Source organism: Synechococcus sp. MW101C3 (genome assembly GCF_002252635.1).
GTDB lineage: Bacteria > Cyanobacteriota > Cyanobacteriia > PCC-6307 > Cyanobiaceae > MW101C3.
In genome coordinates this window covers 82,981-105,409 of sequence record NZ_NQKX01000010.1, presented here as the reverse complement: position 1 = coordinate 105,409, position 22,429 = coordinate 82,981, and the positions used below count along the sequence as shown (strand labels likewise).

Below are 22,429 nucleotides of genomic sequence, written 5' to 3'. Positions count from 1 at the left end.
CTTTCCCAATGGCAACGAAATTTCCTTCGTTCAGCCAGGGTCTGGCACAGGACCCGACGACCCGCCGTATCTGGTACGGCATCGCCACGGCTCACGACTTCGAGAGCCATGACGGGATGACCGAGGAGAAGCTTTACCAGAAGCTCTTCTCCACCCACTTCGGTCATCTGGCCATCATTGGCCTCTGGGTTTCCGGCAACCTGTTCCATATCGCCTGGCAGGGCAACTTCGAGCAGTGGGTCGCCGATCCGCTGCATGTCCGTCCCATCGCTCACGCGATCTGGGATCCTCACTTCGGCCAAGGGGCCATCACCGCCTTCACTCAGGCGGGTGCCACCTCTCCGGTGAACATCGCTTATTCCGGCCTGTACCACTGGTGGTACACGATCGGAATGAAGACCAACGCCGAGCTTTATCAGGGTTCCATCTTCATGATGATCCTGTCGGCCTGGGCCCTGTTCGCTGGCTGGCTTCACCTTCAGCCCAAGTTCCGGCCTTCCCTGGCCTGGTTCAAGAACGCTGAATCCCGTCTGAACCACCACCTGGCTGTTCTGTTCGGCTTCAGCTCCATCGCCTGGACCGGTCACCTGGTCCACGTGGCGATTCCCGAAGCCCGCGGTCAGCACGTCGGCTGGGACAACTTCCTCAACGTGCTGCCCCACCCCGCCGGTCTTGCTCCGTTCTTCACCGGCAACTGGGGTGTGTATGCCGAGAACCCCGACACCGTCAACCAGGTGTTCGGTACTGCTGAGGGATCCGGCACCGCGATCCTCACCTTCCTGGGTGGCTTCCACCCCCAGACTGAGGCGCTCTGGCTCACGGACATTGCCCATCACCATCTGGCGATCGGCTGCATCTTCGTGATCGCCGGTCACATGTACCGGACCAACTTCGGAATCGGTCACTCGATCCGCGAGATCCTTGATGCTCACAACCCCCCCAAGGGCACCCCTGGTGACCTCGGTGCTGGGCACAAGGGCCTCTACGACACCGTCAACAACTCGCTCCACTTCCAGCTCGGCCTGGCCCTGGCTTCGCTGGGTGTGGTCACGAGCCTGGTGGCGCAGCACATGTATGCCATGCCGTCCTATGCGTTCATCGCCAAGGACTACACGACTCAGGCTGCTCTCTATACCCACCACCAGTACATCGCCATCTTCCTGATGGTCGGTGCCTTCGCTCACGGTGCGATCTTCTTCATTCGTGATTACGACCCCGAAGCCAACAAGAACAATGTTCTGGCTCGGATGCTTGATCACAAGGAAGCTCTGATCAGCCACCTCAGCTGGGTCTCCCTGTTCCTCGGTTTCCACACCCTCGGCCTCTACGTCCACAACGACGTGGTCGTGGCGTTCGGAACCCCCGAGAAGCAGATCCTGGTGGAGCCCGTGTTTGCTCAGTTCGTGCAGGCTGCCTCCGGCAAAGCCATGTACGGAATGGATGTGCTGCTCTCGAACCCCAGCAGTGCCGCCAGCCTGGCTTCGGCCAACATCCCTGGTGATCACTTCTGGCTCGATGCCATCAACGGCAACACCGATGTGTTCCTGCCCATCGGCCCTGGCGACTTCCTTGTGCACCACGCCATCGCGCTTGGCCTGCACACCACCACCTTGATCCTGGTCAAAGGTGCTCTGGACGCCCGTGGTTCCAAGCTGATGCCCGATAAAAAGGACTTCGGCTACTCCTTCCCCTGCGACGGCCCCGGCCGTGGCGGCACCTGTGACATCTCTGCTTGGGACGCCTTCTACCTGTCGGTGTTCTGGGCTCTGAACACGGTGGGTTGGGTCACCTTCTACTGGCACTGGAAGCACCTGGCCATCTGGCAGGGCAACGTGGCTCAGTTCAACGAATCCAGCACCTATCTGATGGGCTGGTTCCGCGACTACCTCTGGCTCAACAGCTCCCAGCTGATCAACGGGTACAACCCGTTCGGATCGAACAACCTGGCCGTCTGGTCCTGGATGTTCCTCTTCGGTCACCTGGTGTGGGCCACCGGTTTCATGTTCCTGATCTCCTGGCGCGGTTACTGGCAGGAGCTGATCGAAACCATCGTCTGGGCACACCAGCGCACCCCGCTCGCCAACCTGGTGGGCTGGCGTGACAAGCCCGTCGCTCTCTCGATCGTTCAGGCCCGTGTGGTCGGTCTGGCGCACTTCTCCGTTGGCTACGTGCTCACATACGCAGCCTTCTTGATCGCATCCACCTCCGGCAAATTCGGCTGACCCTGCGGCCAGCCTGATCTTCGAGGGACGATCCTCCTTCACCCCCGGGTATACCCGGGGGTTTTTTCTTGCGCAGAAGCAGGTGCTGACACAACGATGACATCGCAATTCCGTAAAGCTTGCGACACGCTGAACTCATGGGGGTTTGGCACCTGATCCTGCCGTGCGGAAGTGGTGCCAAGGGATGGAAAGTGTGGCCCGGTTTCACTGTCTCACTGGTGTAACCTGCTGCGGAAGGTTATGTCTTCAGTGCCGACCTTCGAGCATCTTCACTTCGACGTACACCACCGGCACGACAAACAACGTGAGAACTGTGGCTACCAACTGGCCGTAGAAGAGAACTGTGCTGATGCTGGTCATGCTGGCCCGTCCTGCGGCCCCGCTGCCCCCTGCCAGCAAGAGCGGCAGGATGCTGGCCAGTGATGCCAGAGCAGTGAGCAGGATCGGCCGCAGGCGGCTCAGGGCGGCTTCCTCCACCGACTCCCGCAGTCCATTCCCTTCCGCCATCCTTTGGTTGGCGAACTCGACAATCAGAATGCCGTTCTTGGCGGCAAGGCTCACCAATACCAACATCCCCATCTGAGCGTAGATATCAAGAAAGTTGCCCCTGCTTGCCAGACCAACCACCGCTCCGACCAAGGCAAGGGGAACAGTGATCAGAATGATCAGAGGATCGATGAAGTTCTCGTAGAGGGCGGCCAACACCAACGCCATGACGGCCACACCGAATGCAAACACCAGCCAGGCCCTTCCGCCTGACTGGCGTTCCTCGCGGGCCAGTCCCACCCACTCGAGGTCAGTGGTGAGGTTGGGACGCGCCTGATGCACCTGCTCCAGCATGGCGATGGCTTGGCCGGTGCTGACTCCTGCCCTGGGCACAGCCTGAACGGTGATCGCCCGTCTCAGGCGGCTGTGGTTGATCGCCACCGGGCCACTTGCTTGCTCCAGCTGCACGATTTCCCGCAGCGGTATCAGTGCCCCGCCGGCACTGCGGATTTTCAGGGCCAACACGTTCTCCGCCGTGCTTCGGTCTGCGCCATCCAGCTGCACGACCACACGCCGCACCCGGTCGCCCTCAAAGCTGTCGTTGACGTAGCTGCTGCCGAAGCTGGCTCCCAGGGTGGACACCACCGTTTCCAGATCAACCCCGAGCGATGCCATTCGCAGTCGATCCGGCCGCAGTCGCAGCAGGGGGGAATCGGCGCTGAAGCGGGTGCTTACCCGCTCAAAGGCGTCGGTGGTGTTGGCAGCGGCGATGAAATCACGTACCTCGCGCTCGAAATCTGCCAGGCTCATACGGCCGCCGCTGATGTCAAGGAGCTCCATCTCCAGGCCTCCTTCGCCGCTGAAGCCCCGCACGGAAGGTGGAACGCTTACTTGCACAGATGCTTCCGGCAGGCGTTCTCTCAGAATCCTTCCGAGCCGTCGAGCGACGGCTTCATTGCTCATCTCCCGGCCTGATCCTCTCTCTGCCAGGGGCTTGAGCCGCAGGAAGAAGGTGCCCCGGTTCGCGGCACTGTCGCCGAAGGAGCGGCCTGCATTGAACGTCCCCACGCGGACGGCAGGCTCTTGTTGCACGACGATTTGCCTCACTTTTTCCAGCACCGTCTCGGTGCTTTCCAGGGAGGAGCCGCCGGGCAACACCACCACGCCGCGTACCTGACCGTCGTCCTCCTGGGGAATGAAGGCGGTGGGCAACTGACCCAGGCCCCACACTGCCAGGACCAGGCCTGCCGCCAGCCCAACCAGGATCAGCCGGCGCCAGCGGAAGCAATGCTGCAGTGCTTCGCCATAGAGACGCCGCAGCCTGTCGAGCCATCGCTGGGGACGATCAAGGATCTTCAGCAGCCAGTGGGGTTCCTTCCAGCCGTGAACGAGGAGCCAGCTCGCTGCTACAGGCGTGAACGTAAGCGCGTTGACCGTGGAGAGGAGAATCGTGGCGCTGATCGTGATGGCGATGGGCTGGTAGAGCCGGCCAACACTGCCGGGCAGCGCCAACACCGGCAGAAACACCACAACGAGCACCAGCGACGTGGCGATCACCGCCCCGGCCAGTTCGTTCATGGCGTTCCGCGCAGCCTGCAGCGGTGTTTCCCCCAGCTCCAGCCGGCGACCGATGTCCTCGCTCACAACGATGGCGTCGTCCACAAGGATCCCTGTGGCCAGCACCATGCCGAACAGCGTGAGGGTATTGATCGAGCTGCCGGCAAGCCTCAGGATCGTGAGGCTTCCGATCAAGGACACCGGCACTGCCACGGCGGTGACGATGGCCAGCCGGGTGTTGCCGAGCGAGAGCAGCAGGACGATAAGGACGAGCAGCACCGCCTCCCGCAGACTCGCCCAGGTGAGATCGATGCTTTCTCGAACGCTGTCGGCCACATCCACGATCTGCTGCAAGGCGATGCCAGGCGGAAAGCTGGGCGCCAGTTCCGCCAGTGCCGCATTCACGGCTTTGCTCACTTGCAGCGCATTGCTGCCGTCCCTCTGGAAGATCTGAACCACCACCGTGGTGTTTCCTTCCAGATTCCGGGCGGAGTTGTCGAAACTCTCGGGCTCAAGGCTGGCGCGCCCCACGTCGCTCAGCAGCACCACCCCGCCGTTGGCCGACCGGCTGACCACCAGCGACTCCAGCTCCTGCACGCTGCGCAGGCGGCCCTCCATCTCCAGGGGTAGGGTCGTCAGCTGGCCGGCTGGACTGGGGGCGTCGCCCACCTGGCCGAGGGCTGCCAGAACATTCTGGCCGACCACTGCCCGTTCAACATCGCTGATCGTCAGCTGGCGCTGCTCCAGTGCCGCTGGATCGAGCCAGAGGCGGAAGGCGAGCTGCCCTCCACCGGAGATGGTGACATTGCCGACACCCGGCACACGCTGCAGCCGGTCCTTGAGCTGTTGGTCGATCCAGCCGCTGAGGAAGGATGGTGCATAAAGGCCTCGCTGTGCGCTGAAACTCAGCACCATCAGCAGATCGTCAGAGCTGCGCCGTACCTGAACCCCCAGACGGGCCACCTGGGGCGGCAGCTGCCTGTTAACCAGAGCTGCTTCGTTCTGGGCATTGATCTGGTTGAGCTCCGCGTTACCGCCATCGAAGGTGAGGGTGATTGCGCTGCCATTCGCAGAGCTGGTGGAGCGGATGCTCTCCAGTCGCTCTAGGCCATTGAGCTGCTGCTCCAGAGGAGTGGTGACACCCTGTTCAACCACCGTTGCTCCACCGCCGGGATAACTGGCGCGGACGATCACGCGGATTGGCGCGATCGGCGGCAGGTTCTCCACTTGCAATGCCGGCAGGCTGATCAGCCCGGCCAGCAGGATCAGCAGGGTCACCACCAGGGTGAGCACCGGCCGGCGCAGAAACGGATCAGACACCGACATGGATCCGATCCCGCAACTCAAGCCTGTCGTTCACCAATCCTTACAGAAACTGCCCCCGCTCCTGAGCCGTTTTGGCACCGCGCCGGCTGCTGGGCCGCAGCTTCTGCCCCAGGGCCAGTGCCGGCCTGATGCCAACCTGGGTACCGGCCATGAAAAAGCCCCGCCTGGGCGGGGCTTCAAGGTGAACGCTGACGACTCAGCGCATCAGTTCACACTCCAGACGCCACCGGCGAGGTTGGTGAGCGGAGCCACCAGAGCGGTACCGGCCAGGAACCAGGCGAAGGCGGCGCCGCCGCAGCCACCGAGCCAGAAGCCGCTGGCGAACTCAGCCCAACCGGCCTTGGTGAAGAGGTCTGCGGGGGGATTGTCGATCGTGGCGTCGGGGGGCTGCACGTTGGGACCGGTGCCGGCGGTGCCGTAGATCGACAGGCAGACCGTGAGAATCGAAACCAGACCGATCGTGGCCAGAAGGCCGGCGGTGCTGGCGTACTCGGTGAGACGCAGCGGCCCGGTGAGGGCGAAAGGCCCATAGAGGAAGAAACCGTGGGCCATGCCCACTTCCAGGCCACGCCGGTTGGGGGACAACGCCGGACGGTAGGCGGGCAACGCGTTCAGGAACGCCTTGGTGAAGTAGCTGCTGTTGATCGGGGTGGCCAGGTTGCCGACGGTGGGGTCGGCGACGGGGTGGACGGTCATGAGGTGAAGCGAGCGAAGGGGAGGCGAACGGGCGGAGCGAAAGACCGGCGGGCGTTGACCCGTGCACCGGTTCAGTCGCGGGCTTCGATCACGTTGAACAGCAGGGCCATGGCGACAGCAGGACCGAGGATTCCCACCAGAGGCACGAACACCGACGGCAGCCAGGCAGCTACGAATTCTCCAGTCATGGCTTGGGCCAATACAGCAACCGCCGGTACTGTAAGGATCGCTTTCGGCCAGGCTCAGAAGCCTGCACAGGGCGACATAAAAGTTCAATCCGGCAGGGACAAACCCATCGCTCAGGCCGGGCCCACCGCTGCGGCCAGCTCAGCGCCACGGGGCCCCTTGAGGGTCTGCCGCACCCGGTAGATGGGCCGCCCCTGGCTTTCGTGATAGGTACGCATCTGCAGCTCCGCCAGCAGCCCGAAGCAGAACAACTGGATGCCGGCCACGATCGCCAGCACCGCCACCAGCAGCAGGGGACGATTGCCGATATCGGCATCGAGGAAAACCTTCTCGCCCAGCAGGTAGAGGCTGATCAGCAGGCCCACTGCCAGGGAGGCCAGCCCCCCGAACCCGAACACGTGCATGGGACGGGTGAGGAACCGCTTCATGAACCAGACCGTGAGCAGATCCATCAGCACCCGGAAGGTGCGATCGATGCCGTATTTGCTGCTGCCGAAGCGCCGTGGATGGTGGTTCACCTTCACCTCGGCGATCCGGGCGCCCTCGATGAACGCGAGCGCCGGAAGGAAGCGATGCAGCTCGCCGTAGAGGTTCATGTCGGCCACCACTTCACGGCGGTAAGCCTTGAGCGAGCAGCCGTAATCGTGCAGGCGCACCCCGGTCACCCGCGCGATCAGCCGGTTGGCGATCAACGACGGCAGCAGCCGTTGCACGGCAGCGTCCTTGCGCAGGTGCCGCCAGCCGCTCACCAGGTCGTAGCCGTCCTCCAGCCGCTCCAGCAGCAGTGGGATATCGGCCGGATCGTTCTGCAGGTCTCCGTCGAGGGTCACGATCATGACGCCGGTGCTGGCATCGAAACCCGCCGCCATCGCAGCGGTCTGGCCGTAGTTCCGCCGCAGCAGCACGGCCACCAGCTCCGGCACGCGCGCGGCCAGACCGGTCAGCACCTGGGCGGTGCGGTCGGTGGAGCCGTCGTCGACGAGCACCAGTTCGAAGGGCCGCCCCAGGGGACGCACGGCGCTCAGCACCTGCTCCACCAGCGGTGGCAGGCTTTCTTCCTCGTTGTAGAGGGGGATCACCACCGAGAGCTCCAGCCGGAGGGGCGCGCTCATGGGGCTGGCGGAAAGAGGTGAGCCTGCAACTTACGGGAGTGGGCTGCCGTCATGGCAGTGGACCACCCTGCCGGCGCCCCGCAGTTCCCGGCGGTAGTGGCTGGCCACCGGATGCGTGTCCCAGGGGGGCAGATGGTCGATGCCCAGACCGTTGCGGCCGTGGTCGCGTCCGGAGCTGTGCAGATAGCGCCCGGAGCCCAGGTGCAGTCCCACATGGGTGCAGCGTTGCGGACGGCCGAAGAAGATCAGGTCCCCCGGTCGTAGCAGCGTCAGGGTGGAGGGGCTCACCGCCACCGGCTGGCAGAACCGTTCCTGTTGATAGGCGTCACGGGGAATCCAGATCCCCGCCTGGGCAAACGCGCTCTGGATGAACCCGGAGCAGTCGTAGTGGGGGCCGGTGGTGCCTCCCCAGAGGTAGTGGTTGGGGTGGGCGGCAGCGCCGGCCGCAAATTCCAGCACCTCAGGCAGCCGGGCCTGGATCGCTGCCGCCGTCAGCAGCCGCGGCAACGGACGGGCTGCCGCTTCCGCCATGCCGGCCAGTTCACCCGCATCCAGCCAGCAGCCGTAGCCGTCTTCGAGCAGCCGCACCCGCAGCCTTCCCTCCGGCGGCGTTGCTGCCTGGAGCACCTCCAGGCAGCGCCCTGCCGCGGCCTGGGTGGCGAGCCCCGCCCCGCTGGGGCGGCTGTACCCGTCCAGCGGGGCCAGCAGGCGCCAGAGGCTGCCTGTCACCAGCAGTTCCGCCGCTGCGGGAGTGCCTAATCTCACCATTCCCGTGGCCGACATCGATGGCGTTCTACCGCCCGGATGGGGCCATGGGCACGATCCTGCAGGAGCGGCTCCGCGAACTGGAAGGGCAGGCCCGGCCCGGTCTTGCCGATCAGCTTGCCGTCACCTGGCTGCGGTACGAGACCTCCTTGATCGGCCAGGCCGATGGGCTTGATCCGGCGACGTTCTGGGCCCTGCCGCCGGCCGGAGCGAGTTGGGCGGGTGGCCGCTCCGTCTACCCCGCCAGCGTGGTGAAGCTCTTCTATCTGGCGGCGGCGGAAGCCTGGCTGCAGCGCCAGTTGCTGGAGGAGTCGCCGGAGCTGCGGCGCTCCCTCGCGGACATGATCCGTGACTCGAACAACGACGCCACCGGCTATGTGGTGGACATGCTGACCGGCACCACCAGCGGTCCGGACCTGCCTCCGGCCGCTCTGGACGCCTGGATGGCGCAACGTCAGCTGGTGAACCGCTGGTTCGCCCGCCTGGGCTGGCCCGAGATGGAGGCCTGCAACCTCTGTCAGAAGACCTGGGGCGATGGCCCTTACGGGCGGGAGCGCCAGTTCTACGGACCCGATCGCGCCAACCGCAACCGGCTGAGCAGCGATGCCACTGCCCGCCTGCTGCATGCCGCCATGGCGGGCGCCTTCGTATCGCCACTGGCGAGTGCCCGTATGCGCGAGTTGCTGCGGCGTCCTCTCGATCCAGCGCTGCGGGCGGCGGATCCAGAGAATCAGGTGGACGGCTTCCTCGGTGAAGGGCTGCCGCTGTCCGCCCGGCTCTGGAGCAAGGCGGGCTGGATGAGCCAGGCCCGCCACGATGCTGCCTATGTGGAGATGGAGGGCCATCGTCCCTTTCTGCTGGTGGTGTTCAGCGAGGGGTCCGAACGGGCGCAGGATGCACGCCTGTTGCCCCAGCTGGCTGCCGGCCTGCTGAAAGCCAGCGCCGTGGATCCAGAGGTGCGGCCTGCCGATGCAAAGGCCGCCACTGACCAGCAGCGCCAAGGCAGGCCCACGCTTCAGTGAGCCAGGAGCAGCGCGGGAGCTGCAGAACCAGGGAACGGAGAGGGAGGGATTCGAACCCTCGACAGAAGTTGCCTCCTGTAACTCCTTAGCAGGGAGCCGCTTTCAACCACTCAGCCACCTCTCCAGGGGCTGGCAAAGCTTATCAGCGCCTGTGACAGGCCTCGTCGGGACGGAGCCGCGGTAACCGATGCTTGAAGCCGCAGAGGATCTCCCAGGGGATGGTGCCGCAGGTGGCGGCCCAGTGCTCCGGACCGATGCGAATGTCCCCGTCGCAGCCCAGCAACGTCACCACCGATCCCACGCGCAGCTCGGGTTCGTCGGTGGCATCGATCAACAGCTGATCCATGGTGATCGCACCCACCTGGCGCAGCCGGTGGCCCGCGAACAGCACCTCCATGCGGCTGGATAGGGAGCGCGGCACGCCATCGGCGTAACCGATCGCCACCACCGCCAGGCGGCTGGGCCGCGGCGCGCGCCATTGGTGGCCGTAGCTCACCCCCACGCCGGCTGGGACATCGCGCAGCAGGGTGACCCGGGCACGAACCCCCATGGCCGGCTCCAGCTGCACCTGCGTGGCCAGATGGGGGGCAGGCGCATGGCCGTAGAGGGCCAGGCCGACCCGCACCAGGTCGTAGTGGAGGGAAGGCCCGCGCAGGCTGCCGGCGGAGTTGGCGAGATGACGCAGGCCGGTGGCCAGCCCGCGGTTCGCGGCCTGGCACAGCACGCATTCGAACCGCTCCTGCTGCTGGCGGGTCAGATCGGAGCCGCCGGCGTCAGGGGCATCGGCATCAGCGAGATGGGAATACAGCCCGGCCACCTCCAGGTGGTCGAGGTCATGCAGCGACTCCAGCAGCTGGGCACCCACGCGCCAGTCGACCCCCAGCCGGGCCATGCCGGTGTCGAGCTTGAGATGCACCGCCATACGGCGACCGGTGCCTGCCGCCAGGCGGTGGCTCAAGCTGGCCTCCTCCAGCGTGCTGATCGTGGGCATCAGCTGCCAGTGCAGGCAGCTATGAAGCTCTTCGGCGCCCACCAGATTGCCCATCACCAGGATCGGTGCCTTAACTCCCCGCTGCCGCAGATCCACACCTTCCTGCAGGGTGGCCACCCCGAGTGAGCTGGCACCGCCGGCCAGCGCCGCCTGCGCCACGGGCAGGGCGCCATGGCCATAGCCATCGGCCTTGACAACGGCCATCAACGCGCAGCCGGGGCTGAGAAAGCGCTGCAACCGGCTGGCGTTGCGCTGGATTGCCGCAGCATCCACCTCCACCCATGCTCGCTGGGTGGGATGCAGACCGCAAGCGAGCGGGGCGTCGGTGGTGGAGGGAGTGGCGGAGGGGAAGGAAGGAGCGTCGGAAGCGGGAATCATCCGGGCGAGGGCGTGGCAGGGAGCCGCGTAGAGCGAACCTGGAGCGGATCTGAAGCAGGACCAGAAACTCCCATTAGCATGCCGCCACGCAGGAGGTCTGGCATGCCTCCCCTCGACAGAGCGTCGTGAGCCAGGTTCTCGTACTGAACGCCTCCTATGAGCCGTTGAACATCACGACCTGGCGTCGTGCCACGGTGATGGTGCTGAAGGGGAAGGCGGAAGGCCTCGAACACGACAGCAGCCGCATCCTGCGGGACGATCTGCTGCTGCCATCGGTGATCCGGCTGCGCCAGTTCGTGCGCGTGCCCTTCAAGGAGCTGCCCCTGACCCGCCGCAATGTCTTTCAGCGCGACGGCCATTCCTGCCAATACTGCGGCTATCAGGGCGATCAGCTGTCGATCGATCACGTGATCCCCCGCAGCAGAGGAGGGGGCGACAGCTGGGAAAACGTGACCACCGCCTGTCTGCGCTGCAACGTTCGCAAGGGCAACCGCACCCCGCGCGAGGCCTCCATGCCACTGGCGAGGGTGCCGCGGCGGCCCGTGAGCACCCTCTACTTCGAGGCCACACGCCAGATCCGCTCCGGCCGTCGCGAGTGGGCCAAGTATGTGATCGGGGCCTGAAGCCGGCGCCAGACAACGGACCTCCCGCTGATGGGCCAAGCAGCCCATCAGTGTTCACGCCGCTGCGTCAGCCGCCAGCTGCTCCAGTTGCCGGCGTTGATCGGCGGCGATGCAGGCTGCGATCACTTCGCCCAACTGGCCCTGCAGCACCGCCTCGAGCGCGAAGTTTCGGCCGAGCCGGTGATCGGTCACCCGGTTGTCTTTCACGTTGTAGGTGCGGATCTTTTCGCTGCGGTCGCCGCTGCCGACCTGGGCCCGTCGCTGCGAACTTTCGGCTGCGGCCGCGGCCGCCAGTTCACGCTCCAGCAGCTTCGCCCGCAGGATCGCCAGAGCCCGCTCCCGGTTCTGAAGCTGGGAGCGCTCCTGGGTACAGAAGACGCGAATGCCGGTGGGTTTGTGGAGGAGATCGACGGCGGTCTCCACCTTGTTGACGTTCTGTCCGCCGGCGCCCCCTGAGCGAGCCGTGCTGATCTCCAGGTCGCTGGGGTCAAGCTGCACTTCCACTGGATCCGCTTCGGGCATGACGGCCACGGTGGCGGTGGAAGTGTGCACCCGCCCCTGCGACTCGGTGGCGGGAACCCGCTGCACCCGGTGCACGCCGGCTTCGTACTTCAGCTGGCTGTACACCCCATCCCCACGGATCGAGAGGATCACCTCCTTGTAGCCACCGAGATCGGCTTCAGACGCGCTGACGGGCTGCACCTGCCAGCCGAGCGTCTGGGCATGGCGTTCGTACATCCGGGCCAGGTCCCCGGCCCAGAGCGAGGCTTCGTCGCCGCCGGCGCCGGCGCGGATCTCCAGCATCACGCTGCGCTCATCGCGGGGATCGCTTGGCAGCAAGGCGAGGGTGAGGCGTTCCTCAGTGGCACCGATCCGGGCCGTCAGGCTCGCCAGCTCTTCCTGGGCCATCAGCTCCAGTTCAGCGTCGCCGCGGCTCTCCTTCAGCAGTTGTCGGGTCTGGGTCCACTCTCGCCGCAGCTCGTTCCAGCAGGCGTAATCGAGCACCAGCGGTTCGAGCCGTGACCGTTCGCGGGCCAGGTGCTGCAGCTGGGCCGGATCGGCGGCCACCGCCGGATCGGCGAGTTGCCGCTCCAGGGTGGTGAAGGTCAGACGGACGGCTTCCAGACGTTCGGCGAGGAAGGCAGGGTCCATGGCAGCGGTGGCGCGCTCAGCAAAAAGCCGGATGCCCTGGAGCATCCGGCCGTGGGTGTGAAATCAGCACGGTGCCGGGTGGGAGGCCAGACCGGCAGGGTCTCAAGCGTCGGCTGCAGGGGTTTCGCTGACTGCTTCGGCCGCCGGTGCTGTGGCTTTCTTGGCGCTGTCGGTGCTGGCCATGCCGTACTTGCGCATGAAGCGGTCGACGCGACCTTCGGTGTCGAGGATCTTCTGGGTGCCTGTGTAGAAGGGGTGATTGCCGCTCCACACGTCGACGTTGAGCTCGGGATGAGTGGAGCCGGTGGTCATCACCACCTCTCCGTTGCAGATCACCTTGGCATCGGGGTACCAGGTGGGATGGATGTCGCTCTTGGGCATGACGTGGATCAGCGCTTGGAGAACTGGGGAGCCTTGCGGGCTTTCTTGAGGCCGTATTTGCGACGCTCCTTGGCCCGGGGGTCGCGGCTCAGGTGGCCTTCGGTCTTCAGCGGTTTGCGGTTGTCTGGGGAGAGATCACAAAGCGCACGGGCAGCCCCCTGCTTGATCGCATCGGCTTGCCCAGTGAGGCCGCCGCCTTTGACGTTGACCAACAGGTCGTAGTCGGTGGACAGCCCCAGGGTGTCGAGGGGTGCTTTGACCGCAGCGAGGTAGCTGGGGTTGTAGTTCAGGTAGTTGTCGCCGGGGCGGCCATTGATCGTGATGGCGCCGGTGCCGGGCACCACGCGCACACGGGCGACGGCTGTCTTGCGGCGGCCGGTTCCCCAGTAGACGACGCGATTGGTGGAGGTGCTCATCGTGCGGAAGCGGAAGGATCGAGGGCCAGGGGCTGGGGCTGCTGAGCGGCGTGCGGATGCTCGGCACCCTTGTAGACCTTCAGCTTGCGGAACATCTGCCGCCCGAGGGCGTTGTGGGGCAGCATCCCCTTGATCGCCTTCTCAACGATGCGCTCAGGGAGGCGAGCCTGCAGGGCGGCGAAGGTTTCGGTTTTCATGCCGCCGGGGCGGCCGGAATGGCGCCGGTAGATCTTCTGCTCGGGCTTGTTGCCGCTCACACGCACCTTGTCGGCGTTGACGACCACGACGAAATCGCCGGTATCAAGGTGAGGGGTGAAGGAAGGGCTGTTCTTGCCGCGCAGCACGCTGGCCACCTCGCTGGCCAGACGGCCGAGCGTTTGATTCTCTGCATCAACCAGGTACCACTGGCGATCAAGGGAATCAGGAGAGGGGACGGAGGTCTTGTTCATTGCACCGGCAGGCCGGACGGAGGGATTGCGCCATCCCGCTGAATGGGGGGGCTGGACAGGAGGGAGGTGGCCCTGTTGTCTCCGCATGGAGAGAACGTTGAGCCCATCGCTGATCCGGAGCCTAGACCGTCGCCTTCTCCAGCTCCTGGGTAAATCCCTTGGAGGCGGCCGCGAAAGGCCCGCTGGACTTGGTTTCAGGAGCTGGGCGAAAGAGGCGAAAACTCCGGCGGATCCTGGCTTCTCAACCTGAATCGCGGTTGGCAATCATACCATGCGCTCATGGGGAAGATTGGCTGTGGGTACCCAACCCGCAGCAGGCAAAGGCCCTGGGGCGGAGCCGCTTCCTTCACCTCAGCGCGCGCACCGGTGCGCCAACGGTGCTCGAACTGCTCGAGGCTGAGCCGGCCCTCGCCGAGAGCCACAAGCTGGCCCAGCACCAGGCGTACCATGCCGTAGAGGAAGCCACTGGCCTGGATCTCCACGGTGATCAGGTCGCCGTCGCGTTCCAGGCTCACATCCTGAACGGTGGTGCGGGCATGGGGGCGGCTGCTCCCGGCCCGCTGGAAAGCGGCGAAGTTGTGGGTGCCGAGCATTCCTTCCAGCGCGGCACGCATCCGGTTCTCATCGAGCCGGTGGCGGTAGCGATGCCAGGTGAATGGCGCCAGGAAGAGGTTGGGAGTGCGCCCGTTGTAGAGGGTGTAGCGGTAGCGCCGGTAGGTGGCGGAGAAGCAGGCGTGCCAGCTCTGAGGCTGCTCAGAGGCAGCAAGCACGCGGATGCTCGCAGGTAAGCGTCCGTTCAGGGCTGCGGGCCAGCGCTCGGCAGGAATCGGGCCTGTGGCATCGAAATGCACCACCTGACCTGCGGCATGAACACCTGCATCGGTGCGGCCTGCCGCAACTGTGGAGGGTGAAGGTGGGGGCTCAAGCACAGCAATGGCCTGGTCCAGGGTGCTCTGAACACTGGACTGATGAGGCTGCCGTTGCCAGCCGTGATAGCAGGAGCCCTCGTACTGAAGACAGAGGGCGATGCGGCGCGGCGTTGTCAGACCAGCTCGATGATGGCCATCTCGGCGTTGTCGCCGCGCCGGGGCACCGTGCGGATGATGCGGGTGTAGCCACCTTGGCGGTCGCCGTAACGCTCCTGGGCCTTGTCGAAGAGCGAGTGGACCAGTTGCTTGTCGAAGATGTAGCCCATGGCCCGGCGGCGGGCCGCCAGGGTGCCCTCCTTGGCCAGGGTGATCATGCGCTCGGTCTCGTCACGCAGGGCCTTGGCCCGGGCCTTGGTGGTGGTGACGCGGCCTTCGCGAATCAACTGGGTGGTGAGTCCGCGCAGCAGTGCCTTGCGTTGGTCAGCTGGGCGACCAAGAAGGGGGACTCGGCATTGGTGGCGCATGGTTCCGGGGTGGTGTACGTCGAAGGGGAGAGATCGCGCAGGGAAGCGGGGTCTAGGCCGTGGTGCGGCTCTGGGGCAGAGAAATGCCGATGCGCTCAAGGGCTTCGATCACCTCGTCGGCCGATTTGGAACCGAAGTTCTTGATCTCGAGGAGGTCTTCGTAGCTGAAGCCCATGAGATCGGAAACCGAGTTCACCTGGGCACGCTTCAGGCAGTTGTAAGCCCTCACGGACAGGTTGAGTTCTTCCAGAGGGATCTGGCTTTCCGCAGAGGGCTCCGGCTCCACGCCCGGCTCGTCGTCGATGGTGAGGCTGGCCAGCGGCTGGAACAGGGCAATCAACTGATTGGCGGCCTGGGCCATGGCGTCGTCGGGGGTGATCGCGCCGCTGGTGTGGATCTCGAGCCGCAGCCGCTCCCGCGCCGAGCCGCCTTCGCCGACAGCGGTTTCGTCGACGGTGTAGTTCACCCGCCGCACCGGCATGAACACGGCATCGATCTGGAGCAGGTCGATGGCGCTGGTGTCTTCGTTGTGACGGTCGACGGGGCGATAGCCCACACCCCGCTCCACGTGCACTTCAAGCTCGAGGCTGTGGCCTTCCGCGACGGTGGCGATCGGCCGTTCAAGGTCGATCACCTGAACCTGCGAGGAGAATTGCAGGTCACCGGCGGTAACGGTGGCGGGGCCGGTGGCCACAAGCCGGCCGATCTCAAGATCGCGGCTGCGGCTGCTGACGACCACTTCCTTGCAGTTCAGCAGAATGTCGAGAACGTCTTCGCGGACACCCGGCACCGTGGCGTATTCATGGTTCACGCCGGCGATGCGCACGGCCGTGATCGCACTGCCTTCCATCCCACCCATGAGCACCCGACGCAGGGCGTTGCCCAGGGTGATGGCCTGGCCGCGATCGAGAGGCCCGATCACAAAGACGCCCGTCTGGGAGCGGTCTTCGCCGATCTGATGCTCGACGCGATCGATCTGATACTGATGCACGGCCTGAAGGTGGTGAAGAGGAATGCCCGAGGGCTTGGAAGTGAAGCGACTCAGACCCGGCGGCGCTTGGAGCGCCGGCAACCGTTGTGAGGCAGCGGGGTGACATCACGGATCAGGGTGATCTCAAGACCTGCCACCTGCAGAGCACGAATGGCGGTTTCACGGCCAGATCCAGGCCCGCGCACCAGCACTTCGATCTGCCGCATGCCCTGCTCGAGGGCGCGGCGGCCGGCAGCTTCGGCGGCCGTCTGGGCGGCGAACGGGGTGCCCTTGCGGGCTCCCTTGAAGCCACTGGCCCCGGCAGACGACCAGGAAATCACCTCGCCAGCGGTGTCGGTGATCGACACGATGGTGTTGTTGAAGGTGCTCTGGATGTGTGCCACGCCGTTGGGCACATTCCGCTTGGTTTTCTTTGCGCCGGTTTTTTTGGCTGGCTTCGCCATGGACAGGGGCCTGGGGTAGGGGACTGGGAAGGACTGACGCCGGTGAGGCGCTGGGCGAGAGGATTACTTCTTCTTGCCGGCCACGGTTTTGCGCGCGCCGCGGCGGGTGCGTGCGTTGGTGCGGGTGCGCTGCCCACGGACCGGCAGGCCCATGCGATGGCGGCGGCCACGAACGCAGCCGATGTCCTGCAGACGCTTGAGCGCCATGCCCTCCTGACGGCGCAGGTCGCCTTCGAGGGTGAAGGATTCCGCTGCGGCGCGCAGTTTCTGCACGTCAGCGTCGTCAAGGTCTTTCACCCGGATGTCCGGGCTGACACCGGCCTTGGCCAGGATCTTCTGGGCACGGGTCAAGCCGATGCCATAGACGTAAGTGAGAGAAATCTCAACCCTCTTGTCACGAGGGATATCGACACCGGCAATCCGAGCCACGAAGAAACGATTCAGTTGGGCAGAGGGGAGCCCAGCCACGGTGGGCTGGGTGGTGCGCCCAAGAGGGCGCAGATGAATGAGGCGGGAACAGCGCAGGTCAGCCCTGGCGCTGTTTGTGTTTGGGGTTGGTGCAGATCACCATGACCCGGCCATGGCGGCGGATCACCCGGCACTTGTCACACATTTTCTTGACCGAGGCACGCACCTTCATGAGCAGCGGTGCTCCAAATTTCCAAACAGACAACGTACCACAGCGCTCAACCCACAACAGCGGAGATTCGCTCGGCAATCGCCTCGACCGTGCCACTGGCCTCGACGGAACTGAGCAGCCCCTTGGCGCGGTAGTACGCGATCAAAGGCTCCGTCTGATCGCTGTAGACGACAAGACGGTTGCGGATCACAGCTTCGTTGTCGTCGGCGCGGCCGCGTGCCAGCAGGCGCTCCACGAGGGTTTCGTCATCGAGGGCCAGGAGCACCACCAATTCGATCGGTTGGCCGATCTCCTCCAGCAGTTGCTGGAGGGCTTCGGCCTGGGCCAGGTTGCGTGGGAAACCATCGAGCAGCCAGCCGCCGTTGCAGCAGGTCAGACGGGCACGAACGATCGCCAGCACCAAGGTGTCGCTGACCAGTTCGCCACGGGCCATCACGGCCTCCGCTTCCTGGCCGAGCGCACTGCCCGCAGCCACTTCGGCGCGCAACAACTCGCCGGTGGAGAGGTGCAGGAGGTTGTGGCTGGCCGCGAGACGCTCGGCCTGGGTGCCCTTGCCGGCTCCTGGGGGGCCGAGAAAAAGAATGCGCTGCTTCATGGAAGGGGGCGGATGAGCGGAAACCAGAGAAGGGGCGGGGGAGTGGCGATGACCTGGGGAGCCCTGGAAGGGGTGGGACGCGTCACTGGCGCACCATCCCCTCGTAGCGCTGCGAGATCACGTAGGTCTGGACCTGCTTGGCGGTGTCGATCGCAACGCCCACCAGGATCAGCAGGGAGGTGGCCCCCAGACCCTGGAAGGTGCGCACCTGCGTGGCGCCCTCCACAGCCGAGGGAATGATTGCCACCGCACCGAGAAAGAGACCCCCGAGGATGGTGAGCCGGTTCTGCACGCCACTGAGATAAATGGCAGTGGCAGAGCCGGGACGCACACCCGGAACGGCTACACCGCTGCGCTTGAGGTTGGTGGCGATGTCGACCGGATTGATCGTGAGGGTGGCGTAGAACAGCGAAAAGCCGATGATCAACGCGAAGAACAGCAGGGCATAAAGCCATGGCGTGCTGCTGTTGGGGCTGAGGTAGCCGGCCAGCTGGATCAGCCAGGGGGCGCGGGTGAGGTTGGCGATGGTGAGGGGCAGGAACACCACGGCTGACGCAAAGATGATCGGCATCACCCCACCGGCATTGAGCTTCAAGGGCAGGTAGCTCTGACGCGCGGAAAGGGGGGTGTTTTGTCCGACCTGACGCTTGGCGCTCACGATCGGGATGCGACGGCTGCCTTCCTGCACGAAAATGATGCCAACGATCGTGACCAGGAAAATCAGCACCAGCACCACGATTCCGCCCACGGTGGCCCGGTCGCCGCTCTGGGCCAGCTCCACGGTGGAGCCAAGGGCACGCGGCAGCGTGGCCACAATGTTCACAAAGATCACCAGCGACGCTCCCTGGCCGATCCCCCGCTCGGTGATCACTTCGCTGATCCACATCACCACCATCGATCCCGCCACAAGTGCGAGGGAGGTCTGGATAACGAACACAGGAGCGGACACTCCCGGGATGGCGTATTGCCGCAGGATCAGGGCGAAGACCGTGCTCTGCAGGATCCCCCAACCCAGTGCCACATAGCGTGTGATCTGAGCGATCTTGCGCCGGCCGGCTTCCCCTTCGTTCTTCTGGAGGTCCTCCAGCTGGGGCACCGCCGCCGTGAGGAGCTGAAGAATGATCGAGGCGTTGATGAACGGCAGGATGCCAAGCGCGAACACACCAAGGGTGGAGATGCCCCCACCCGTGAAGATGTCGAGGAAGCCGATCAGCTGGCCGCCCTGCTGGATGAACTGCTGGAAGGCCACCCGGTCGATGCCGGGAACGGGGATGTAAATCCCCAGGCGCACCAACAGCAGCAAGCCAAGCGTGGTGAGCACCCGGTCACGGAGACCCTTGGACTGGATCAGCTGGGTGAGGATTTCGCCGGCGCTGGGATTGCGCCCCCGGCTAAGGAGCATGGTGTGTTCTCAGGCGGTGGGGAGGCAGAAAGGAGACGCTGCGGAGTGACACGAAAGCCGCCTGCCGTTCCGCAGGACGGTGGCAGACGGCTCTGAGACCAGGAAACCCCACCAGCATGGCTGGCGGGGTGTGGAGATGGGGTCAGGTGAGCTCGCAGGTTCCACCAGCGGCTTCGATCTTTTCACGGGCAGACGCAGTGAAAGCAGCAGCCTGAACGGTCAGTTTCACACTGAGATCGCCGTCGCCGAGGATCTTCAGAGGGTGCTTGGGGCTGGTGACCAGCCCTTCTTTCACCAGAACATCCAGGTTGACGGTGCTGCCGGCCTTGAGGCCCGACAGCTTGGCCACGTTCAGCACGGTGAACGACTTGGGGTTCACCAGTGGGAAGTGCTTGAGCTTGGGGACCCGCCGGTAGAGCGGCATCTGGCCGCCTTCAAAGCCGGGGCGGGTGGGGCTGCCGGAGCGGGACTTCTGTCCGCGCATGCCGAAGCCGCAGCTGGCACCCTGACCGGCGGCGATGCCGCGGCCTTTGCGGAGCTTACGGCGCCGGGCACCGGCCTGGGGCTTGAGGGACTGGAGAGTGTGGGTCATGGGGCTCAGGAGTAAATCTGCTCGAGGGAGATGCCCCGTTCCTTGGCGGTTTCCTTGTGGGTGCGGAGCGCCTGCAGCGCCTCGATGGCGGCGCGGGCATTGTTGAGGGGCGTCTTGCTGCCCAGGCGCTTCGCCAGCACGTTCTTGATGCCCGCGAGCTCAAGCACGGTGCGGATGGAGCCGCCTGCGATCACGCCGGTGCCCGGGGCGGCCGGGCGCATGAGCACGCTGGCAGCGCCATCGACCCCACGGCTCTCGGTGGGAATCGAGCTGGTGCGGGTGAGCGGAACCTTGACGAGGTGCTTCTTGCCGTCGGCCACGCCCTTGCGGACGGCACCGATGACATCGCCGGCCTTACCGACGCCCACACCCACCTGACCGCGTTCGTTGCCGACCACGATGATGGCGCGGAAGCTCATCTTCTTACCGCCTTTGACGGTTTTGGAGACCCGGCGGATCTGGACCACACGCTCCTGCCATTCGGAGTCGCGCTCCTGACCGCCGCGCCGCCCTTCACCACGGCGACCACCGCCGCTGCCGCCGCGACGATCGCCGCCTTTGCCGCCACCGCGCCGCTGTTCGGGCTGGCCTTCAGCCGCCGCTGGCACGTCGCTGGACTGGATCGTTTCGTTGATTTCGGTCATGGTTGGATCCGGTTCAGAACTGAAGGCCCGCTTCACGGGCAGCGTCGGCAAGGGCCTTGACACGGCCGTGATAGAGGTTGCCGCCACGATCGAACACCACCTGTTGAATGCCTTTGGCGAGGGCACGTTGGGCCACCAGTTGACCCACGGCCACGGAGGCATCGCAGGTGGAGCTGGCGGTCAGGCTGGTGCGCAGATCTTTGTCGAGCGTCGAAGCGGCACAGAGCGTGCTCTGTGCGTCGTCGTCGATGACCTGGGCGTAGATGTGATTGTTGGAGCGGAACACAGCCAGCCGCGGACGGGCGGCGGATCCGGTGAGATGGCGACGCAGACGGCGGTGACGCTTCTGGGTCTGGGCTTTGCGGGAAACGGTGGACATGGGAGTGGAGGGGTGGGACGCTCAGGCAGGCCTCATTTCTTACCGGTTTTGCCGGCCTTGCGCAGAATGCGCTCGCCCTCGTACTTGATGCCCTTGCCCTTGTAGGGCTCAGGAGGACGAATGGCGCGGACCTTGGCCGCTTCGTTGCCGACCAGTTCCTTGTCGAAACCGGAGACCAGCACCTGGGTGTTGCCCTCCACGGTGAAGACGATGCCTTCGGGGGGCACCACTTCGACCGGGTGGCTGTAGCCGGCGCTCACCACGAGCTTCGTACCCTGAACTTGGGCCCGGTAGCCCACGCCCACGATTTCGAGCTTGCGGGTGAAGCCTTTGCTCACCCCTTCGACCATGTTGGCCACCAGCGTACGGCAGAGTCCGTGGCGCTCCCGTGAGCGGCGGGTGGCTGTGGAAGGGGCAACAACGAGCGTGTTGTCTTCCTGGCGAATCTGGACACCTTCAGGGAGGGTGCGGTTCAGTTCGCCTTTGGGCCCCTTGACATGGACCGAGAGGCCGTTGAGGCTCACGGTCACCTTGTCGGGGATCGGGATCGGTGCTTTACCAATACGTGACATGAATCAACTCCCTTTTCAGTAGATGTAGCAGAGGACTTCACCGCCGACACCCTGCTTACGGGCGTCACGGTCGCTCATCACACCCTTGGAGGTGGAAATGATCGCGACGCCGAGACCACCCAGCACCTTGGGGAGTTGACGTGTGTTCTTGTAGATCCGCAGACCCGGCTTGCTGACGCGCTTGACGGAGCGGATCGTGGGCTGACGATGCTTGCCGCTGTATTTCAGCTCAAGAACGAGATGCCTTTGCACCCCTTCACCTTCTTCGCTGATCTGGGCAATGAACCCTTCCTGCTGCAGCACTTTGGCGATGCTGTGCGACAGGCGGGAAGCAGGCACCTTGGTGGTCTGATGCTTTTTCTCACTCGCATTACGAATGCGGGTGAGCATGTCTGAAATCGGGTCGTGGTTGGCCATGTTGGGGGTCCGAAGAGGGCTCAGTTGCTGCGGAACGGCATTCCCATCTCGCGGAGGAGGGCCCGGCCCTCTTCGTCGTTACGGGCACTGGTCACGATGGTGATGTCCATGCCCCGGATGGCATCGATCTTGTCGTAGGAGATTTCCGGAAAGATGATCTGTTCCCGGACTCCAAGGGTGTAATTCCCCCGTCCATCGAAACTCTTGGGGCTCACACCGCGGAAATCGCGGATGCGGGGCAAGGCCAGATGGATCAGGCGCTCGAGGAAGGCATACATCCGGTCACCACGAAGGGTGACGGCGACGCCGATCGGCATGCCCTGGCGGATCTTGAAGCTGGCGATGGCCTTCTTGGCACGGGTCACCACCACCTTCTGACCGGTGATCGTGGCCAGTTCAGCGATCGAAGCCTCAAGGGCCTTGGCGTTCTGGGCGGCCTCGCCGAGACCTCGGTTCACGGTGACTTTCATCACCTTGGGAACCTCATGAATGTTGGAGAGGCTGAGATCCTTCAGCAGCTTGGGCTGGATCGTCTCCCGGTAGCGCTGTTTGAGTGACATGGCGGGGTGGGGGAAATTCGCTTCTGGGCGTTGTCAGAA

The 22,429-nt window shown here is 64.8% G+C and carries 27 protein-coding genes and 1 tRNA gene; 3 read left to right on the top strand and 25 right to left on the bottom strand.

Going from position 1 to position 22,429, the window contains the following annotated elements; translation table 11 throughout:
- Nucleotides 1-8: 8 nt before the first annotated feature.
- Nucleotides 9-2,222 carry a photosystem I core protein PsaB gene (psaB, locus tag CJZ80_RS13545; protein WP_094514338.1) on the top strand — a complete coding sequence of 738 codons (2,214 nt, stop codon included), beginning with the start codon at nt 9-11 and terminating at the stop codon, nt 2,220-2,222.
- Nucleotides 2,223-2,468: 246 nt separating this feature from the next.
- Here psaB and CJZ80_RS13540 read toward each other — a convergent pair whose 3' ends face one another.
- The 5 genes from CJZ80_RS13540 to CJZ80_RS13520 all read right to left on the bottom strand — a co-directional run bounded on the left by CJZ80_RS13540 (nt 2,469) and on the right by CJZ80_RS13520 (nt 8,353).
- On the bottom strand, nt 2,469-5,591 hold the full coding sequence (locus CJZ80_RS13540; protein WP_094514335.1) for an efflux RND transporter permease subunit: 3,123 nt from the start codon (nt 5,589-5,591) through the stop codon (nt 2,469-2,471).
- A gap of 204 nt (nt 5,592-5,795) precedes the next feature.
- Nucleotides 5,796-6,287 (bottom strand): photosystem I reaction center subunit XI, encoded by a 492-nt coding sequence (locus CJZ80_RS13535; protein WP_094514333.1) that lies wholly within the window; start codon nt 6,285-6,287, stop codon nt 5,796-5,798.
- 71 nt (nt 6,288-6,358) lie between these two features.
- On the bottom strand, nt 6,359-6,475 hold the full coding sequence (locus tag CJZ80_RS13530; protein ID WP_094514330.1) for a photosystem I reaction center subunit VIII: 117 nt from the start codon (nt 6,473-6,475) through the stop codon (nt 6,359-6,361).
- A 111-nt stretch (nt 6,476-6,586) separates the two neighbouring features.
- Nucleotides 6,587-7,585, bottom strand: coding sequence for a glycosyltransferase family 2 protein (locus CJZ80_RS13525; RefSeq protein WP_094514327.1), 999 nt, complete (start codon nt 7,583-7,585; stop codon nt 6,587-6,589).
- Between the two features lie 30 nt (nt 7,586-7,615).
- Nucleotides 7,616-8,353, bottom strand: coding sequence for a C40 family peptidase (locus CJZ80_RS13520; RefSeq protein ID WP_094514425.1), 738 nt, complete (start codon nt 8,351-8,353; stop codon nt 7,616-7,618).
- Between the two features lie 17 nt (nt 8,354-8,370).
- On the opposite strand from CJZ80_RS13520, the gene CJZ80_RS13515 reads away from it, so the two are divergent.
- Nucleotides 8,371-9,372, top strand: coding sequence for a serine hydrolase (locus CJZ80_RS13515; protein WP_094514325.1), 1,002 nt, complete (start codon nt 8,371-8,373; stop codon nt 9,370-9,372).
- A gap of 35 nt (nt 9,373-9,407) precedes the next feature.
- On the opposite strand, the gene CJZ80_RS13510 is transcribed toward CJZ80_RS13515, so the two are convergent.
- Both CJZ80_RS13510 and alr read right to left on the bottom strand, forming a co-directional pair.
- Nucleotides 9,408-9,496 (bottom strand) — tRNA-Ser (locus tag CJZ80_RS13510).
- 18 nt (nt 9,497-9,514) lie between these two features.
- Nucleotides 9,515-10,741: an alanine racemase gene (gene alr, locus CJZ80_RS13505; RefSeq protein WP_094514321.1), complete on the bottom strand. Its 1,227-nt coding sequence runs from the start codon at nt 10,739-10,741 to the stop codon at nt 9,515-9,517.
- A 125-nt stretch (nt 10,742-10,866) separates the two neighbouring features.
- On the opposite strand from alr, the gene CJZ80_RS13500 reads away from it, so the two are divergent.
- Complete coding sequence (locus CJZ80_RS13500; RefSeq protein WP_094514316.1) at nt 10,867-11,364, top strand: HNH endonuclease; 498 nt, start codon at nt 10,867-10,869, stop codon at nt 11,362-11,364.
- Between the two features lie 54 nt (nt 11,365-11,418).
- On the opposite strand, the gene prfA is transcribed toward CJZ80_RS13500, so the two are convergent.
- From prfA to rplE, 18 genes are all read right to left on the bottom strand, one after another.
- Nucleotides 11,419-12,516, bottom strand: a complete 1,098-nt coding sequence (gene prfA, locus CJZ80_RS13495; protein WP_094514424.1) for a peptide chain release factor 1 — start codon at nt 12,514-12,516, stop codon at nt 11,419-11,421.
- Nucleotides 12,517-12,618: 102 nt separating this feature from the next.
- Nucleotides 12,619-12,897, bottom strand: a complete 279-nt coding sequence (gene rpmE / locus CJZ80_RS13490; RefSeq protein ID WP_094514314.1) for a 50S ribosomal protein L31 — start codon at nt 12,895-12,897, stop codon at nt 12,619-12,621.
- An 8-nt stretch (nt 12,898-12,905) separates the two neighbouring features.
- Complete coding sequence (gene rpsI, locus CJZ80_RS13485; protein ID WP_094514311.1) at nt 12,906-13,313, bottom strand: 30S ribosomal protein S9; 408 nt, start codon at nt 13,311-13,313, stop codon at nt 12,906-12,908.
- Complete coding sequence (rplM, locus tag CJZ80_RS13480) at nt 13,310-13,762, bottom strand: 50S ribosomal protein L13 (protein WP_094514307.1); 453 nt, start codon at nt 13,760-13,762, stop codon at nt 13,310-13,312. The genes rpsI and rplM overlap by 4 nt, the downstream gene beginning before the upstream one ends.
- A gap of 194 nt (nt 13,763-13,956) precedes the next feature.
- Nucleotides 13,957-14,808 carry a tRNA pseudouridine(38-40) synthase TruA gene (gene truA, locus CJZ80_RS13475; RefSeq protein WP_094514303.1) on the bottom strand — a complete coding sequence of 284 codons (852 nt, stop codon included), beginning with the start codon at nt 14,806-14,808 and terminating at the stop codon, nt 13,957-13,959.
- Nucleotides 14,805-15,155: a 50S ribosomal protein L17 gene (gene rplQ / locus CJZ80_RS13470; RefSeq protein ID WP_094514299.1), complete on the bottom strand. Its 351-nt coding sequence runs from the start codon at nt 15,153-15,155 to the stop codon at nt 14,805-14,807. Before rplQ ends, truA begins: the two co-directional genes overlap by 4 nt.
- A 52-nt stretch (nt 15,156-15,207) precedes the next feature.
- Nucleotides 15,208-16,146, bottom strand: coding sequence for a DNA-directed RNA polymerase subunit alpha (locus CJZ80_RS13465; RefSeq protein WP_094514422.1), 939 nt, complete (start codon nt 16,144-16,146; stop codon nt 15,208-15,210).
- Between the two features lie 50 nt (nt 16,147-16,196).
- Nucleotides 16,197-16,589: a 30S ribosomal protein S11 gene (gene rpsK, locus CJZ80_RS13460; RefSeq protein ID WP_006173334.1), complete on the bottom strand. Its 393-nt coding sequence runs from the start codon at nt 16,587-16,589 to the stop codon at nt 16,197-16,199.
- Nucleotides 16,590-16,652: 63 nt separating this feature from the next.
- Nucleotides 16,653-17,018, bottom strand: a complete 366-nt coding sequence (gene rpsM / locus CJZ80_RS13455; RefSeq protein WP_094514420.1) for a 30S ribosomal protein S13 — start codon at nt 17,016-17,018, stop codon at nt 16,653-16,655.
- Nucleotides 17,019-17,115: 97 nt separating this feature from the next.
- A complete protein-coding gene (gene rpmJ / locus CJZ80_RS13450; RefSeq protein WP_006173336.1) occupies nt 17,116-17,229 on the bottom strand; it encodes a 50S ribosomal protein L36 in 114 nt (37 codons plus the stop codon).
- Between the two features lie 46 nt (nt 17,230-17,275).
- Nucleotides 17,276-17,824 (bottom strand): adenylate kinase, encoded by a 549-nt coding sequence (locus CJZ80_RS13445; protein WP_094514294.1) that lies wholly within the window; start codon nt 17,822-17,824, stop codon nt 17,276-17,278.
- Nucleotides 17,825-17,906: 82 nt separating this feature from the next.
- Nucleotides 17,907-19,226 carry a preprotein translocase subunit SecY gene (gene secY, locus CJZ80_RS13440; protein ID WP_094514291.1) on the bottom strand — a complete coding sequence of 440 codons (1,320 nt, stop codon included), beginning with the start codon at nt 19,224-19,226 and terminating at the stop codon, nt 17,907-17,909.
- Nucleotides 19,227-19,368: 142 nt separating this feature from the next.
- Nucleotides 19,369-19,818: a 50S ribosomal protein L15 gene (gene rplO / locus CJZ80_RS13435; RefSeq protein ID WP_094514288.1), complete on the bottom strand. Its 450-nt coding sequence runs from the start codon at nt 19,816-19,818 to the stop codon at nt 19,369-19,371.
- Nucleotides 19,819-19,823: 5 nt separating this feature from the next.
- Entirely contained in the window at nt 19,824-20,462 is a 639-nt protein-coding gene (gene rpsE / locus CJZ80_RS13430; protein ID WP_094514285.1) for a 30S ribosomal protein S5, read from the bottom strand.
- Nucleotides 20,463-20,475: 13 nt separating this feature from the next.
- Nucleotides 20,476-20,841 (bottom strand): 50S ribosomal protein L18, encoded by a 366-nt coding sequence (gene rplR / locus CJZ80_RS13425; RefSeq protein WP_094514283.1) that lies wholly within the window; start codon nt 20,839-20,841, stop codon nt 20,476-20,478.
- A gap of 32 nt (nt 20,842-20,873) precedes the next feature.
- On the bottom strand, nt 20,874-21,413 hold the full coding sequence (gene rplF / locus CJZ80_RS13420; RefSeq protein WP_094514279.1) for a 50S ribosomal protein L6: 540 nt from the start codon (nt 21,411-21,413) through the stop codon (nt 20,874-20,876).
- 15 nt (nt 21,414-21,428) lie between these two features.
- Nucleotides 21,429-21,830 (bottom strand): 30S ribosomal protein S8, encoded by a 402-nt coding sequence (gene rpsH, locus CJZ80_RS13415; protein WP_094514276.1) that lies wholly within the window; start codon nt 21,828-21,830, stop codon nt 21,429-21,431.
- Between the two features lie 20 nt (nt 21,831-21,850).
- Entirely contained in the window at nt 21,851-22,390 is a 540-nt protein-coding gene (rplE, locus tag CJZ80_RS13410; protein WP_094514273.1) for a 50S ribosomal protein L5, read from the bottom strand.
- Nucleotides 22,391-22,429 lie beyond the last annotated feature (39 nt).